Origin of the sequence: Streptomyces sp. NPDC048111 (assembly GCF_043202815.1) — a bacterium.
In the GTDB taxonomy this organism is placed as follows: Bacteria; Actinomycetota; Actinomycetes; order Streptomycetales; family Streptomycetaceae; genus Streptomyces.
This window is the reverse complement of record NZ_JBIDBD010000002.1, coordinates 639,306-655,753: the sequence shown is the minus strand read 5'-3', so window position 1 is coordinate 655,753 and position 16,448 is coordinate 639,306. Positions and strand designations below refer to the sequence as shown.

The following is a 16,448-nucleotide window of genomic DNA, read 5'->3' as shown; positions in this document are numbered from 1 at the left end:
ATCGGCCGGTCATGGCCAAGCGCACAGTAAGGGGTGACATGGGGGACTTAGCAAGGGCCCGACATCGGTGGATACGGTGAATAGAGGGAGGAAAAGGGCGCATGGCGGGAAAGGTTTGTATACGACGACGGCAGGCCGGCCGAAGCCCCGGACGAAGGCACCAGCCGCATCCGGCCCGCCGCGAACGGGCCTCGGCACGGCTGCCGGACGACGGCACCAGCCGCAGCCGCAGCCGCAGCCGCACCCGGCACGCCGCACTCGTCGCACACGCCGCGAACGGGGCCTCGGCATGGCTCCGCGCGCCCGTGTCCGCCTAGGCGTTGAGAGCGCTCTCTGCCCGCCATCCCCCGCTGCCCGCTCTCACCTGCCGCCCGCTCTCGTCCCGCTAACCCCCCGCCATCCGTGTCGGCAGCTCCGGCAGCTTCTTGTCGTAGAGCCAGGTGTGGAGCAGGGGGTGCAGGGCCTCGCCGGTCGTGGCCTCGGCGTGGGCGATGAAGGCGGCCGTATCGCCCGTGCGCCCGCGCCGCGCCGCGTGCCAGCCGCGCAGCACCGCGAAGAACCGGTCGTCACCCAGGGTCAGGCGCAGCGCGTGCAGGGTGCAGGCTCCCCTGCTGTACAGCCGGTCGTCGAAGATGCGGCGCGGCCCCGGCTCGGCGAGGCGCAGGTTCTGGCCGCCTCGCGCGAGGCCCCGCCATTCGCGGCGGGCGATCTCGTCCGCGCTGTCCTCACCGATGTGCTCCGACCACAGCCACTCCGCGTACGTCGCGAAGCCCTCGTTCAGCCAGATGTGCCGCCACTCGCGGATACCCACGCTGTTGCCGAACCACTGGTGCGCCAACTCGTGGGCGACCAGGGTCTCCCAGCCCCGCCGCCCGTCGATGTGGTTGCGGCCGAACACCGAGCGCGTCTGGTTCTCGACCGGCGCGCCGAGGTCGGCGTCCACCACCACCGCGCCGTACGCCTCGAAGGGGTACGGGCCGAACAGGTGCGAGAAGTGCCGCAGCATGTCGGGCTGGCGGCCGAGGTCGTACCGGGCCGCCTCGGCGATGCGCGAAGGGTAGGCGTTGTGCACCGGGACCGGCCGGCCGCCGGGCAGCCCCGGCGCGAGCACGCTGTCGTGCTGGAAGCGGCCGGTGTAGAGCGCGGCCAGATAGGTGGCCATGGGGCCGGGGTGGTGGTAGGTCCACACATCGGTGGCACCCTCGCTGCGGCACTCGGTGAGCGTCCCGTTGGCGAGCGCCTGCCGGTCGCGCGGCACCGTGACCCGGAAGGTGTACGCGGCCTTGTCGTCGGGCCGGTCGTTGCACGGGAACCAGGACGGCGCGCCCAGCGGCTGGGAGGCGACCAGGGTGCCGTCGTGCGAGTCGCCTGTATGGTCCCAGCCGATGCTCCCGAAGGGCGATCGGAGCGGCCCCGGCCGTCCTCCGTACCGCACCTTGGTGGTGAACACCGCGCCGGAAGGCAGCAGTTGATGGGGCGTCACATACAACTTGCCCTGTCGCTGGCGGATGCGGGCGGCCTTGCCGTCGATGTGCGCCGCATGGGCGCTGAGCCGGGCCAGGTCCAGCTCGACACGGTCGAGCGGGCGCAGGGCGACGGCCTGGATGAGCGCGGTGCCCGCGAGCCGGCCGGAGACGGAGTCGTAGGCGATACGCAGGTCGTAGGTGAGCGTGTCGTGTCCGTACGAGCCGTGCTGCGGGAAGTAGCGGGCGCGGCGCACGGCCTCCTCGTCCGCGGGTGTGAGGGTGCCGAGTGCGGACAGCGCGGCCACCCGCACCAGCGACCGCCGGGTGCACCGGGTCATGCGGCGCTGCCTTCCCGGGGGCTGTTCTGACGTACCGTCATCAATGGTGCGGATACTGCCGGTTGGAGGTGGCCGACCGGTGTCTGCTCGCCCGCGATCGGATTGCCGGCCCAGCGGGTGTCCTGCGGCACGCTCTCGCCGCGCATCACCAGCGAGGCCGCGCCCACCGAGGCCCGGGCGCCCACATCGGTGCCGGGCAGCGCGATGCTGTGCGGGCCGAGTGACGCACCCTGGGCCAGCCGCACCGTGTCCAGGCGCATGATCCGATCGTGGAAGAGGTGGGTCTGGAGCACACACCCGCGGTTCACGCTCGCCCCGTCCCCGAGCGTGACCAGATCGGTCTCCGGGAGCCAGTACGTCTCCAGCCACACCCCGCGCCCGATGTGCGCCCCGAGGCTGCGCAACCACCAGTTGAGGACGGGCGTGCCGGTGAACGAGCCCGCCATCCACGGCACGGCCAGCGATTCGACGAAGGTGTCGTAGAGCTCGTTGCGCCACACGAAGGACGACCACAGCGGATGCTCGCCCGGCTCGAACCGGCCGACCAGGACCCACTTCGCCGCGGTCGCGGTGAGAGCGGCGACCACGGCCGCCGCGGCGAGCAGGCCCATGCCGGCGAGCGCGGCGAGCGGCAGCCCGCCCCGGTTGAGAGCGCTCTGTTCACCAACCAGAACGGCCTCGGCCAGCAGCACCGAGCACATCAGCGGCAGGACACGGCACAGCTCGACGGCGGCGCGGGCGAGGACGAGACGGCGCGGCGGGTCGAAGGTGCGACCCGGGTCGGCCGCGGTCGCCACGCGCGGCAGCGGAAGGGCGGGCCGGCCGAGCCACGAACTGCCCGGCTCGCTGTGCGCGGGCGCGTCGCACAGCACGCCGACGAGGGCGCCGTCGGGCACCCGCCGGTCCGGGCCGACGATGCCCGAGTTGCCGACGAAGGCCTTGCGGCCCACGCTCGCCGTCCCCAACCGCAGCCAGCCGCCCCGGATTTCGAAGGGGGCGACCAGGGTGTCGTCGGCGAGGAAGGCGCCGTCCTCGACCGTGAGGAGCGAGGGGAGCGGCAGCACCGTGGAGATCTCGGCGCGCCGGCCGACCTTCGCGCCGAGCAGGCGCAGCCACACCGGTGTCGCCAGGCTCGCGTACAGCGGGAAGAAGCTGCCGCGGGCCCCGCCGAGCAGCCGGGTCACCAGCCAGGAGCGCCAGGCGACACCGCCGCACACCGGATGGAAGCCGGGCCTGATGCCCCGGCCCAGCCCGCGGACCAGCGCGGCGAGCGTCAGCATCGAGAGCGCGGTGGTGAGCACGGTGACGGCGGGTGCGGCCAGGAACAGCCGCAGGGCGACCGCCGAGAGCGTGTCGCAGTCGCGCACCAGGTAATACACGCCGACGAGGGCGGGGGCCGTGGAGAGCAGGCTCAGGAACGGCAGGCCGAGCAGGGAGAGCGCGTACGCGGCGGCCCAGCGGCGGGAGCGCTCCGTGCGGGGCGCGGGCCAGTCGGCGCCGGCGAGCCGTTCGTGCGGTTCGGCCGGGCGGGCGGGGGAGCCGAGCGCGCGCTCGCCCGCCGCCACCTCCCCCTCCAGGCAGGCGCCGGGCTCCAGTTCGGCGTACGCCCCGAGAACCGCGCCGGGCATCAGGGTGCTGCGGTGGCCCACGCGGGCCCCGTCCCCGATGTGGACCGCGCCGATGTGCAGCGTCGCCCCATCCAGCCACCAGCCGCTGATGTCGGCCTCCGGCTCCACCGAGGCGCCCGGGCCGATGGTGGCGAGCCCGGTGACCGGCGGCATCGTGTGCAGGGCGACACCCCGGCCGACCCGGCACCCCAGTGAGAGCGCGTACAGCCGGGCCCACGGGGTGCCGAGCAGCGAAGGCACGCCGAAGGCGGCCACGAAGCGTTCGGCCGTCCACAGCCGCAGATGGACGTGGCCGCCGCGCGGATAGGTGCCGGGCACCACGCCATGGGTCAGCAGCCGGGCCGCGCCGCCCCCGATCGCGAACCTGAACGGCGCGCTCATCAGGACCACCGTGCCGATCAGCACGAACCACCAGGAGGTGTGCGGCGCCCAGGCGTGTGGTGCGAGCCACCCCAGGACGTTGTCGAGTGTCGCGAGGGCGACGAGCCCGCGCAGGCCCGCGATGCCGAACAGGACGGCGGTGACGAGCAGTTGCACCACGCCCGCGCCGCGCGGAACGGGCCGGACGGTGCCCGCCTCGGCGGCCGGGGCTTCGAGCGATTCGAGGTGCTCGGCCATGTCCCGCAGGACCGGCCGCCGGTAGAGGTCGGCGACGGACACCCCGGGATAGTGCGCGCGCAGTTCGGAGGCGAGCCGGGCCGCGCTCAGGCTGGAGCCGCCGAGCGCGAAGAAGTCGCTGTCCTGATCGGGGTGCACGCCCAGCATCCGCTCCCAGGCTCCGGCGAGCCGCGCGGAGGTGGAACCGTCGTGGTCGGCGCCGCCCCCCGCGCCGGCCGGGCCGCGCTGGGCGGGCAGCGGCCAGGGAAGGGCCTCCCGGTCGACCTTGCCCGAAGTGCGGGTGGGCAGTTCGGGGACCTCGACGAGCATCGGCACCAGCGCCGCCGGGAGGCGTTCCGCGAGGAAGCCGCGGGCCCGCGCCGTGGGGAAGCCCCCGTGCTCCGGCACCACGTAGCCGACCAGGATCTGGCCGCCCGCCGGGGTGCCGCGCACCGCGCAGGCCGCCGCGCGTACGCCGGGGAGCGCTCTCAGCATGGCGTCGATCTCACCGAGTTCGATGCGCCGGCCGCCCACCTTGACCTGGTCGTCGGCTCGCCCTAGATGGACGAGTCCGGCCGCCTCCGCGCGGACGAGGTCGCCGGTGCGATACGCGCGGTCCGTGTCGAGCAGGGCGAGCGGCGCGAACCGTTCGGCGTCCTTGGCGGCGTCGAGGTAGCGGGCGGTGCCGGCGCCGGCGATGACCAGCTCGCCCTCACCGCCGTAGGGCACGGGCTCCCCGGCGGCGTCGAGGACCGCCAACTCCCAGCCCGCGAGCGGGAGTCCGATGCGGACGGGTTCGCCGGGCAGCATGCGGGCGGCGGTCGCCACGACCGTCGTCTCGGTGGGCCCGTAGGTGTTCCACATCTCGCGGCCCTTGACCGCGAACCGGTCGGCGAGCGCGCCGGGACAGGCCTCGCCGCCGACGATCAGCAGCCGGACGTCGTCCAGCGCCTCGTCCGGCCAGAGCGCCGCGAGGGTGGGCACGGTGGAGACCACGGTGATGCCGCGCTCGACGAGCCAGGGGCCGAGTTCATGTCCCGCCCGCACCAGGGAGCGCGGCGCGGGGACCAGACAGCCACCGTGCCGCCACGCCAGCCACATCTCTTCGCACGAGGCGTCGAAGGCGACCGAGAGTCCGGCCAGTACGCGGTCGCCCGGCCCCAACGGCCGCTCCTGCACGAAGAGTTGGGCCTCGGCGTCCACGAAGGCGGCGGCCGAGCGGTGGGTGACGGCCACCCCCTTGGGCAGCCCCGTCGAACCGGAGGTGAAGATGATCCAGGCGTCGTCCTCGGGCCGCGCGACCCGCCAGCGGGCCCGCAAGGGCGCCACGGGCCCCGGCAGGATCCGCTCGCCGGCCTCGATCACGGCGCACACCCCGGCCTCCCGGAACACGGTGGCCGCGCGTTCGTCCGGATCGTCCGCGTCCACGGGTACGTACGCCGCGCCGCACAACAGGACCGCCAGGACGGCCAGGTACAGGTCGCAGGTGCCGGACGGGATCCGTACGCCGACCCGGTCGCCCGGGCCGACGCCGTGGCGGGTGAGGCGTACGGCGCGCTCGGTGATCCGGTCGCACAGGTCCTGGTAGGTGAGCCGCTCGCCGCCCGCGTCGAGGGCGGGGGCGTCCGGGTGTGCGGCCGCCGTCGCGTCCAGGACGTCGAGCAGGGTGCGTGGGCACGGGGCGGGGGCGCCGCGGAAGACGGCCGGCAGATGCGCGGACATACGGTATGCCTCTGGCGTAGTGCGGGTGGTACGGACATCCTTCGGACATCCGCCCACTCAGACGGGCATATCCAGCGGCGGGTTCGCTCCGGCCTTGGGACTTGACGAGATTTATCCGTTGTTTTCGAAGTGATTCGGATGATTATGGCGCCGACCGGGGCAAGTTCAGGCCCGTTCCCGGTGGCCGAGGTCGGTGGCGCGTAGCACTAGTTCGGTGGCGAACCGGTGTTCGGGGTCGGTGAGGCGGTCGCCGAAGATGGCCTCCAGGGTCCGCATCCGGTAGCGCACCGTCTGCGGGTGCACGTCGAGGAGTTCGCCCATGTGGGCGGCGGTGCCCCGGGTCGCGAGCCAGGTCCGCAGGGTGTCGATGAGACGCTCGCGCCGGCCGGGTGTGAGCGCGTCCAGCGGAGCGAGTTCGCGGCGGGCGAGGTGGTCGAGGAGCGCGGGATCGGAGCGCAGCCACAGGGTGACGAGGTGGTCCTCGCAGTACAGCGTCCCCGCATCGCTCTCGATGACGCCGGACGCGGCGAGTTCGAGGACCTGGCGGGCCCAGCGCAGGGAATCGGACGCATCGCCGATGGGCACTTCGAGGCCGACCGCCGCCCACGATCCGTGCAGCGCCGCGTCCAGCATCCGCCGCCGTACCTCGTCGACCGGGCCCGGCACCAGGAGGTGGGGGAGCGGCTCGCCCGGATCGGCCAGGACATCGTTGTCCAGCGCCGCTCGGGTGAGCCCCGCCCCTGAGCGGAGCGCGACCAGCGTGACCCGTTCCGGCAGGGGCCAGCGGGCCCGGTCCGCGAGTTCCGCGATGGCGGCGCGCGGCACCGGGGATCCGGCCAGGATCAGATGCAGCAACCGTCTTCGGAGCGCGTCGGACCGCTCCCCGGAGAACGAGGTGACCTCCAGGTATCCCTCGCGTGAGAGCGCTTCCAGCTGCTCGACATAGGTGAACAGGGCGTCCGCGAAGCTGAGCATCAGCGCGGGGGACAGGTTGTAGCGCCGGCCGATCTTCTTGGCCCGGCGCAGCGCCACCCGGGCGCCGAGCCGGTAGGCGCCCTGGAGGGTCTCCAGGCTCCGGCCCTCGTACGCCTCGAAGCGGCCGAAGCGGCGGCACATCTCGTCGCGCAGGGTCGAGGGCGCGCTCGGGGACGCCACCTGGTCGACGAAGACGGTCAGGTTCTGCTCGACGCCGACCCGGATGGCTTCGCCGTAGGGTCCTTCGAGTAACCGGGCGTACTCGGGATAGGCGCGGGTGACCTCCGTGCCGATCTCCTTGAGCAGTCCGGGCAGTTCGGGCCGCATGATGGCGGCGAATTCCTGTGGGAGCGGTCCCAATGGCTCCTGGGTGTCCGGTGATTGCGCGGCTGTGGGCATCTCACTCCCCTTGCACTACGGCGCCCGGTGGGGGGAGGGCCGGATGGAGAAAGCGCTCCCACCGACCGACAGGTGCGTACCTTTCGCGGACTGCTGAACCTAGAACAACTCTCAGGTTCTGGACAACACTTGGTGCGGTGTTCGACCCGGCGGGCATCGGTTGTCGGCCGATTCCGCCACGGCCCGTCCGGAGCCTGGACGGGCCGTCACCTGAGGGGCCGCGAGATCTACTGCACCGCCGAGTGCCAGTACGCGGAGAGCAGTTTGCCGTTGTCCGGCACGACGGTGCCGGGGGCGTGCAGCCCGGCCAGATACGTCGACGCGCTGTTGAGCACGATGCTGTTCTTGCCCGCCGCCGACGGCAGCCCCGTCTTGAGGTTCACCGCCCAGTCGAGGAGCCCCGCCAGGCCGCAACCGCTTGCACCCGGCACCGCGAACGTGGTGTCCGTCTGCCCGGCGTCGGTGAGGCTGAGCCGGTTCATGTCCCCCGCGGTGTTGGGCGTCCCGTTGCCGTCGAAGCGCTGGATGCCGAGCTTGGGGGCGGTGAGGTTCTGCGGGTGCAGCACGATGGGGTGGGCGGTGGAGCCGATGTAGCAGGAGCCGCCGAGGAACGGGTTCTGGAGGTGGATGCGGATCGGGATCGCGATGATCGGCCGGCCCGAGGTGGCGCCCGAGGTCAGGTTGAAGTCGGTGGGCGCACCGGCCGATTCGACGGTGGCGACGACACGGTTGAGCGTGCCGTTGCTGATCTGCCGGCAGATGTCGCCGATCACGGGGATGTCGCTCGGGCACATCAGGCCGAGCAGCCCGCCGGGGATGTCGGCGGAGTCGGCGATGAGCGCGCCGCCCGCCGGTGCGACCAGGCTGTTCGTGCCGTCGGCGTGCTGCACGACGCCCAGCTGGAGGTCGCTGGCACCGGTCACCACCTGGGTGTTGCCGAGCTTGATGGAGCCGCTCGCCGCGTGGGAGGCGATGCACTGCACGATGTCGGCGCGCCCGTCGGCGGCCAGCATGACGGGGCTGTCCACCGGGCAGCGGGTGAACGGCGCCCAGTCTCCGCCCAGTTGGGTGGCCGAGGTGGCGTCGGCCGAGGCCGGGCCGATCGTCGCGAGGGCGGCCAGAGCCGTACAGGCGGCCAGCAGTCCGGTGCGCAGACGGGTGGATACGGGAATCATCGGGTCGTCCCCTCTTGGACGTCACGGCACGCGACGTCCTGTCCTTATATGGGTGGGAGCCTCAACATCCGTGCTTGGTACGTTAGTTGGCCGAATCTTGACGCGGCGGTGCGGGGTGCGGCGGCGCGGCGGCGCGGGGCGGGGGCTCGGTTCAGCGCAGGGGGGTCGGAATGGTCGACGGCTGCTTGTCGGCGGTGCAGAGCTGGGCCGGGTCGTCCTCGATGCCGGAGGCGCACGGCGCGCCCTGGTTCTGCTTGACCGTGTTGGCGGGCCCGGACACGGACGCGGTGAACAGCGGGCTCAGGTCCTCGCCCACCCCGCAGCCGGCGAACGGCGGAATGGTCACCGAACCGTCGAGCGGTCCGCCGCGGGAGAGCGAGTAGCCGCGCCAGACCGTGTCCGTGCCCTTCTTGAGCTCGCCGAGCAGCACCATGTGGTCCTTGGTGTCGCGCTTCGGATCGGGATCGGTCGAGTAAACCGGCCCCGTGGTACGGCAGTTGGGGCCGACGTCCAATGGTGTCCCGTTGACCTTGACGTCGGAGACGCGCAGCACGAGGGAGGCCCTGATGTACGTTTCGCCGTGCCCCGCCGTGTTGTTGAGGTCGGACTCGATGGACAGGGGCCCCTGCGCCTCCAGGGTCATCGTGGCCGTGGTGGGCATGAAGCCGAAGGTGAGGAACGTGGCCGGGCCCGGCGGGGTCTGGGCGCGACCCTGGTAGTCGAGCCGGCCCGTCGAGTTCTGGAGCAGGTGCAGTTCGAAGACGCCCGGTCTGACCTCGATGCGCTTGAGCTGGTTGGGTCCCTGGACGACCTTGGCGCAGAAGACGGGGATCAGCGAGGCGCCGCCCATCTTCGTGACGTTGGAGTAGCCGGTGGTGTAGGCAGCCAGGGCGAGCGGGTCGGTGGTGTCGCCCTGACACGCGGGTGCCGCGGCGGTGTTGGCGGTCTGCGCCTTGGGCGGGGTGATGCTGGGAGCGCTCTCAGCGGCGCGGCGGGGGGCGCCGTCCGCGGTCCGGCCCGCGGCGGGGGTGCTGGGTGCCGAAGACGCCACGGAGGAGGCCGCGCTGACCGGCACGGTGGCGAGCAGACCCTTGGTCCCGGGGGCTTGGGTGCAGGGCACGGAGAGCGGAGCCGGGGCGGGGGCGCCGCCTGCGGCAGGGGCCGGGCCGAAGGTGAGCGTGAGCGCGCCGGCCGTGACAGTGAGGTCGCCGGCGCCGCCTGCGGTGATGGTGGGTACGTCCCCGGTCGACCGGAGCACCGCGCCGCCCGGCGAGGGGAGCGGGGCGGAGCGTGCGGTGCCCAGCCACAGGGCCTGGGCCTTCGCGCCGTTCTGGGCCACCTCGGTGGTGAGCCGGGTGGTGGCCCCGGTCAGGGATCCGTGGAGCTTGCCGAGCTCGGCGACGGCCGCGTCGGGCAGCGTCACCGACGTCGTGACGTCGGCGGGCCGGATCGGCGTGCCCGTCGCGGCCCGGGCCGGAAACCCGGCCGCCACCCGCATCGTCACCGGCTGCGGGCCGGCGGGGAACGCACAGGTGTAGCCGAGTTCGGCGCTGGTGCGCTGGTCACCGAGGGCGACGTCCGCGCCGGGCACGATCGCGGCCAGGACCACGGTGGCCGCGGCCACCGCACCCCGGCTGCGCACGCTCCGCCACCGGCCGGCCGGGCCCGGGGTTCTGGTCACGTTGCGTTCAGCTCCACTGGCTCGGCTCCTGGAGGGGGTGGGCGGCGTGCGCGCCGCCGGCGGGGGGACCGTCCGGCTCCTTGTGCGTCGGGCCGGACGGTCCGGGGGCGTAGCGAGGTGTCATGCCGCTGCTACGAGCCGACGATGGTGGGGTGCGTCGTGGTGCCGGTGACCACCGCGTAGTAGTCCCCGTTGAACGACGGGTGGTCGCCCGTGGAGACCACGCCCGCACAGCCCGCCGTCGGCGCCGAGACCGTCAGCTCGGTGGGAGTGGCGGCGACCTTCAGGTCACCGGTGGAGTTGGTGTAGGTGCCGTGCGCGGTGCCGGTCACCGTGAAGGCGCAAGTCGCCACCGAGACGCGGGCGTTGACGCCGGAGATGTACCCCTGCGAAACGCCGGTGGACGCGGTGTAGTTGGTGACGTTCAGCGTCCACGGGGTGTTCGCGACCGTGTTCACGGTGCCGAGGAAGCTGGTGCACGGCTCGCCGGTCTTGCCGAAGTGCACGGGGTTGATGGTGCCGACGGCCGCGGGGTTGCCGGTCGCACTGGCGAGGGAGCCGGCGGCGTCGGAGTACGTGCACGTCATGTCGATGCCGTTGATGGAGAGGACGACATTGGTGGACTTGGCGGTGAAGTTCTCCGGCGAGTTGGGGCCGACGACCCAGTGCGTGGGCACGAGGGCCATCGCGGGAGCGGTCGCCAGGGCGAACGCGGCCGCCGCGGCGCCGCACACCAGCGCGAGCTTTCCAAGGGGACTTCGCACAGTAATTCCTCCGATTTCACCAGCTACGGGTACGGATTCAGCCACGTACCATCCGTGACGATGCGGACGTTACTTGCGAGAAACATCGGCGCACAATCCTGTGGTTCAAGATTGTGCGGAGCAGGTCCCTACCTTGTGCCGGGGGTGAGCAACCGGCCGGTTTTTCTTGTCCTTTGATGCGCAATGATGCCGCCAACGGCAGGCCGTTCGTGCCGAAGTTCCCGGTTCTCTTGGCAAACGCGCCGCCCTGTCGATCGCTGACAGGTGAAACTGCGCACCTGGTGACAACTTTTCTCAATGAAGTGCTGTCGTGATGACAAAATGCCGACGGCCGGGCGCCGCCTCGCGGAAACTTCTGGAACTGGTATTGCAGAGCGAGGTTACCGGGCCGTAGCGTCCGGTGTGCCGTCGGTCCGGGCAGCTCAGAAGCCTTCCGGTCCTGCGGCACCGACGTTCCCGGCCGCGCCCCCGAAGGCCGGGACCGTACGGGCGACGTGCCCGGTCCGCCCCTGTCGGCGGCCCCGGGACACTCCCGGTGCGAGGGCGGCGCGGCTCAGCTCCCCCCGGCCGCGGCGCCCCCGCTCCCGCCCGCATCACCGCCGTACTGCTCCATTACTGCTCCGTTACTGCGCAGTCGTCCGCCGGGCCGACTCCGGAACTTGTCAACGAGTGACAAGGAAAAGGGAATTCACCGATGTGGCCGTCCGGGATCTTGTTTCGGCGTGTCCGGGCACCTTACCGTGCGCCCCTCGGTGCCCTCACGTCACTACGTATGTGCCTGCTGGAGGTGGGATGGGAATTGAAGTCGCGGTCGAAGGTCTGACCAAGTCCTTCGGCAAGCAGAACATCTGGCAGGACGTCACGCTCACCCTGCCCGCGGGGGAGATCAGTGTGATGCTCGGCCCCTCCGGCACCGGGAAGACGGTATTCCTCAAGTCACTCATCGGCCTGCTCAAGCCGGAGCGCGGCCGGGTCCTCATCAATGGCGTCGACATGGTGAACAGCCCCGAACGGGACATCTACGAGACGCGGAAACTCTTCGGCCTCATGTTCCAGGACGGCGCGCTCTTCGGCTCCATGTCCCTCTTCGACAACATCGCCTTCCCGCTGCGCGAACACACCCGCAAGAAGGAGTCGGAGATCCGCCGCATCGTCATGGAGCGCGTCGACATGGTCGGCCTGCTCGGAGCCGAGGAGAAGCTGCCCGGGGAGATCTCCGGCGGGATGCGCAAGCGCGCCGGCCTCGCCCGCGCCCTCGTCCTCGACCCGCAGATCATCCTGTGCGACGAGCCCGACTCCGGTCTCGATCCGGTGCGCACCGCGTTCATCTCCCAGCTCCTGATCGACCTCAACGCGCAGATCGACGCGACGATGCTGATCGTCACGCACAACCTCGACATCGCGGCCACCGTCCCGGACAACATGGGCATGCTCTTCCGCCGCAACCTCGTCACCTTCGGCCCGCGCGAGGTCCTCCTGACCAGCGAGGAGCCCGTCGTCGCCCAGTTCCTCAGCGGGCGCCGCGAGGGGCCCATCGGCATGTCCGAGGAGAAGGACGCCGCCACGCTCGCACAGGAGCAGCTCAACTCTCCGGCGGCAGCGTGGAGTTCACCCCGCGCGGTCGTTCCGCAGCTGGAGCCGTCGCCGGGCCTGCCGGCCCGCCAGGCGGTGCTGCGCCGCAAGCTGCGGGTGATGGACATGCTGGACGAACTGCCGCCCGCGGCCCGCCGCGCCGTCGAGACCGGCATGGCCCCGGCCCGGGAGGCGCGGCCATGACGATGGAGGCCGAGAGAGGACCGGCGCCCGCGCCGCCCGCCCGGGCCGGCCGGCCGCGGCGCCCGGTCCCGGGGCTGGGTGCGCTGCGCCAGACCGGCCGGCTCTTCGCGCTGGCCGCCGCCGTCACCCGCGCCGTGTTCAAGCGGCCCTTCCAACTGCGGGAGTTCATCGAGCAGTTCTGGTTCATCGCCAGCGTCACCATCCTTCCCGCGGCCCTCGTCTCCATCCCGTTCGGAGCCGTCATCGCCCTCCAGGTCGGCTCGCTCACCCAGCAGCTCGGCGCCCAGTCCTTCACCGGCGGTGCCAGCGTCCTCGCCGTCATCCAGCAGGCCAGCCCGCTGATCGTGGCCCTGCTCATCGCGGGCGCCGGCGGCTCCGCGATCTGCGCCGACCTGGGTTCGCGCACCATCCGCGAAGAACTCGACGCCATGGAGGTCATGGGCGTCTCACCCGTCCAACGCCTGGTCGTACCACGGGTGTTGGCGACCATGTTCGTCGCCGTACTGCTCAACGGGATGGTGTCCGTCGTCGGCACCCTCGGCGGCTACTTCTTCAACGTCATCCTGCAGGGCGGCACCCCCGGCGCCTACCTCTCCAGCTTCTCCGCCCTCGCCCAGCTCCCCGATCTGTACGTCAGCGAGATCAAGGCGCTGATCTTCGGCTTCATCGCCGGCATCGTCGCCGCCTACCGGGGGCTCAACCCGCGCGGCGGACCCAAGGGCGTCGGCGACGCGGTCAACCAGTCCGTCGTCATCACCTTCCTGCTGCTCTTCTTCGTCAACATGGTGCTCACCGGGATCTATCTCCAGATCGTCCCCCCGAAGGGCGGCTGAGCGATGGCCCTCTTCAGCGTCCTCGACCGCTCCGGTGACCAACTCGCCTTCTACGTCAAGGCGTTGCTCTGGATCCCGCGCACCCTGCGCCGCTATCTGCGGGAGGTGCAGCGGCTGCTCGCCGAAGTCGCCTTCGGCAGCGGCGGGCTCGGCGTCATCGGCGGCACCATCGGCGTGATGATCGCCATGACCCTGTTCACCGGGACGGTGGTCGGCCTCCAGGGCTACGCCGCCCTGAACCAGATCGGCACCGCCGCCTTCACCGGGTTCGTGTCCGCCTACTTCAACACCCGGGAGATCGCCCCGCTGGTCGCCGGACTCGCGCTGTCCGCGACGGTCGGCGCCGGCTTCACCGCGCAGCTCGGCGCGATGCGCATCAACGAGGAGGTCGACGCCCTCGAAGGGATGGGCATCCGCAGCCTGCCCTACCTGGTCACCACCCGGATCATCGCCGGGGTCGTCGCGATCGTCCCGCTGTACGCGATCGGACTGCTCAGCTCCTACTTCGCGTCCCGGCTGACCACCGTCGTCTTCAAGGGCCAGTCGCGCGGCACCTTCGACCACTACTTCAACCTGTTCCTCTCCCCGACCGACGTGCTCCTGTCCGTGCTCAAGGTGCTCATCTTCAGCGTGATGGTGATCCTGGCCCACTGCTACTACGGCTTCCGCGCCACCGGCGGACCCGCCGGGGTGGGTGTCGCGGTCGGCCGCTCGGTGCGCAACGCGATCGTCCTGATCGCCGTCACGGACTTCTTCCTCTCGCTCGCCCTGTGGGGCGCCACCACCACCGTGAAGGTGGCCGGATGAACGCGCCCGCGGTGCGGCGGCGTACCGCCGGAGTCGTCTTCCTGCTGGTCCCGGCGCTGCTGATATGGCTCGCGATCGCCGTGTACGACAAGGACTTCACCCGCACGGACACGGTGACGGTCGAGACGGGCAGCGTCGGCAACGAGATGCACCCGGGCGCCGAGGTGAAGCTGCGCGGCGTCGTCGTCGGCGAGGTCCGCACCATCAGCGCCGACGGCGACGGGGCGAAGCTCACCCTCGCCCTCCAGCCGGACCAGCGCGACCACATCCCCTCGGACGTCCGGGCGCAGATGCTGCCGACCACCCTGTTCGGCGAGCGCTTCGTCGCGCTCGTACCGCCGCCGAACCCGTCCACGAGAGCGCTCCCGGCCGGCGCGACCATCCCGCAGGACCGCTCCAGCAACGCCATCGAACTGGAGCAGGTGCTCGACAACGTGCTGCCGATGCTCACCGCCGTCAAGCCGGACAAGCTGTCGGCCACGCTCTCGGCCGTCGCCCAGGCGCTGCGCGGCCGGGGGTCCCAGCTCGGCGACACCGTCGTCACGCTGGACGCCCATCTGAAGAAGTTCAACCCGAACCTGCCCGCCCTCAACGAGGACCTGGTGCAGCTCGTCAAGGTCTCCCAGACCTACAGCGACGCCGCCCCCGACATCCTGAGAGCGCTCACCGACGCCACGACCACCACCCACACCCTCGTCGACCAGCAGACCCGGCTGCTCGGCGTCTACGGGCAGACCACCAGGACGGCCCAGGACCTTACGGCCTTCCTCCAGCAGAACAAGGACAACATCATCCGGCTCAGCGACGTGAGCCGGCCCACCCTCGACGTCCTCGCGAAGTACTCGGCGTCCTTCCCCTGCACTCTGCGCACCCTCGCCGGATTCGTCCCCGCGATGGACAAGGCGCTCGGCAAGGGCACGGACCGGCCGGGGCTGCACGTCACCGTCAAGGTGGTGCCCTCGCTCGGCAAGTACGTCCCGGGACGCGACACCCCGGTGTACGCGGGCGGCGACGGGCCGCACTGCTACCCCGTGCCGTACGCGGGGTCACCGCTCCCCGCCGAGAGCGCTCTCACGCCCACCGCGGCGGCCTCCGCCGCCGGGCTCGGACTGCCGAACTCGCCGCAGGAGAACCGGCTGGTGAACGAACTGCTCGCGCCCGGCCTCCAGCAGTCCCCGCAGTCCCTGCCGGACTGGAGCAGCCTGCTGGTCGGGCCGGCCCTGAGGGGGACGGAGGTGACCATCAAGTGAACCGCCGCAGCATCGCGGGCCCGCTCGTGAAGTCGCTCGTCTTCGTCCTGGTGACGGTGCTCGCGACCACCGTGCTCGCCCTGTCCATCGCCAACACGGGGGTCGGCGACACCACGACCTACCGGGCGCGCTTCACCGACACCACCGGCCTCATCGAAGGCGACAGCGTGCGGATCGCCGGGGTGAAGGTCGGCCAGGTCGACCGGGTGGAGGTGGTCGACCGGCGGCTCGCCCAGGTGACCTTCTCCGTCCAGCGCGGCCGCACCCTGCCGGGCACGGCCACCGCCGCCATCAAGTACCTGAACATGGTGGGCCAGCGCTACATCGAGCTGGGCCGGGGCACCGGCGCGGTCGGCGCGGCCCTCGCCCCCGGCGCCACCATCCCCGTGCAGCGCACCACGCCCGCCCTGGACCTGACCCAGCTCTTCAACGGCTTCCAGCCCCTGTTCGAGGGGCTCTCGCCCAAGGACATGAACGATCTGGCCGGCTCCATCGTGCAGGTCCTGCAGGGCGAGGGCACCACCGTGGACAGCCTGCTCCAGCACATCGGTTCGCTGACCACGACCGTCGCCGCGAAGGACAAGGTGATCGGCGAGGTCATAGCCAACCTGAACACCGTCCTGACCACCGTCAACGACCGCGAGGCGGGCTTCAACGACCTCGTGGTCACCCTCCAGCGGCTGGTCTCCGGGTTCGCCGGTGACCGCAAACCGCTGGGGGAGGCGGTGGCCGCGATGGGCGACCTCACCACCGTCACCGCCGGGCTGTTCGAGGACGGCCGGGCTCCGCTCAAGGAAGACATCCACCAGCTCGGCCGGCTCTCCTCCAACCTCGCCGAGAGCGCTCCCACGGTCGAAAACTTCCTGCGCAGGACCCCGGACAAGATGCGTGCCGTGACCCGTATCGCGTCGTACGGATCCTGGCTCAACCTCTACCTCTGCGAGGCCAAGGTGTCCGGCGTGAAGACCGAGGACGGCAGTCCGCCGCCCACCGGGATCCCGGTCAGCGAATCGAGGTGCCGGGGATGAGACGTCCCG

General features: G+C 71.6%; 11 protein-coding genes. 5 read left to right on the top strand and 6 right to left on the bottom strand.

The window, feature by feature from the left end; all coding sequences use genetic code 11:
* Positions 1-385: 385 nt before the first annotated feature.
* The 6 genes from ACGF3I_RS07655 to ACGF3I_RS07630 form a co-directional block, all read right to left on the bottom strand.
* On the bottom strand, positions 386-1,804 hold the full coding sequence (locus tag ACGF3I_RS07655; RefSeq protein ID WP_393129679.1) for a M1 family metallopeptidase: 1,419 nt from the start codon (positions 1,802-1,804) through the stop codon (positions 386-388).
* Positions 1,801-5,751 carry a Pls/PosA family non-ribosomal peptide synthetase gene (locus ACGF3I_RS07650; protein WP_393129678.1) on the bottom strand — a complete coding sequence of 1,317 codons (3,951 nt, stop codon included), beginning with the start codon at positions 5,749-5,751 and terminating at the stop codon, positions 1,801-1,803. Before ACGF3I_RS07650 ends, ACGF3I_RS07655 begins: the two co-directional genes overlap by 4 nt.
* Before the next feature lie 165 nt (positions 5,752-5,916).
* Positions 5,917-7,125 carry a helix-turn-helix domain-containing protein gene (locus tag ACGF3I_RS07645; protein ID WP_393129677.1) on the bottom strand — a complete coding sequence of 403 codons (1,209 nt, stop codon included), beginning with the start codon at positions 7,123-7,125 and terminating at the stop codon, positions 5,917-5,919.
* Between the two features lie 227 nt (positions 7,126-7,352).
* Positions 7,353-8,300 (bottom strand): hypothetical protein, encoded by a 948-nt coding sequence (locus tag ACGF3I_RS07640; protein ID WP_393129676.1) that lies wholly within the window; start codon positions 8,298-8,300, stop codon positions 7,353-7,355.
* 151 nt (positions 8,301-8,451) lie between these two features.
* A complete protein-coding gene (locus tag ACGF3I_RS07635) occupies positions 8,452-9,981 on the bottom strand; it encodes a DUF6801 domain-containing protein (RefSeq protein WP_393129675.1) in 1,530 nt (509 codons plus the stop codon).
* A 131-nt stretch (positions 9,982-10,112) separates the two neighbouring features.
* Positions 10,113-10,745 carry a hypothetical protein gene (locus ACGF3I_RS07630; protein WP_393129674.1) on the bottom strand — a complete coding sequence of 211 codons (633 nt, stop codon included), beginning with the start codon at positions 10,743-10,745 and terminating at the stop codon, positions 10,113-10,115.
* 792 nt (positions 10,746-11,537) lie between these two features.
* On the opposite strand from ACGF3I_RS07630, the gene ACGF3I_RS07625 reads away from it, so the two are divergent.
* The 5 genes from ACGF3I_RS07625 to ACGF3I_RS07605 are packed head-to-tail and all read left to right on the top strand — an operon-like array spanning position 11,538 to position 16,439.
* The gene (locus ACGF3I_RS07625) at positions 11,538-12,521 is read left to right on the top strand and encodes an ABC transporter ATP-binding protein (RefSeq protein ID WP_393129673.1); all 984 of its coding nucleotides are present in this window, start codon (positions 11,538-11,540) and stop codon (positions 12,519-12,521) included.
* On the top strand, positions 12,518-13,354 hold the full coding sequence (locus ACGF3I_RS07620) for an MlaE family ABC transporter permease (protein ID WP_393129672.1): 837 nt from the start codon (positions 12,518-12,520) through the stop codon (positions 13,352-13,354). The genes ACGF3I_RS07625 and ACGF3I_RS07620 overlap by 4 nt, the downstream gene beginning before the upstream one ends.
* A 3-nt stretch (positions 13,355-13,357) precedes the next feature.
* A complete protein-coding gene (locus ACGF3I_RS07615) occupies positions 13,358-14,161 on the top strand; it encodes an MlaE family ABC transporter permease (protein ID WP_393129671.1) in 804 nt (267 codons plus the stop codon).
* The gene (locus ACGF3I_RS07610; protein WP_393129670.1) at positions 14,158-15,411 is read left to right on the top strand and encodes an MCE family protein; all 1,254 of its coding nucleotides are present in this window, start codon (positions 14,158-14,160) and stop codon (positions 15,409-15,411) included. The genes ACGF3I_RS07615 and ACGF3I_RS07610 overlap by 4 nt, the downstream gene beginning before the upstream one ends.
* Positions 15,408-16,439 (top strand): MCE family protein, encoded by a 1,032-nt coding sequence (locus ACGF3I_RS07605; protein ID WP_393129669.1) that lies wholly within the window; start codon positions 15,408-15,410, stop codon positions 16,437-16,439. The genes ACGF3I_RS07610 and ACGF3I_RS07605 overlap by 4 nt, the downstream gene beginning before the upstream one ends.
* Positions 16,440-16,448: the final 9 nt, after the last annotated feature.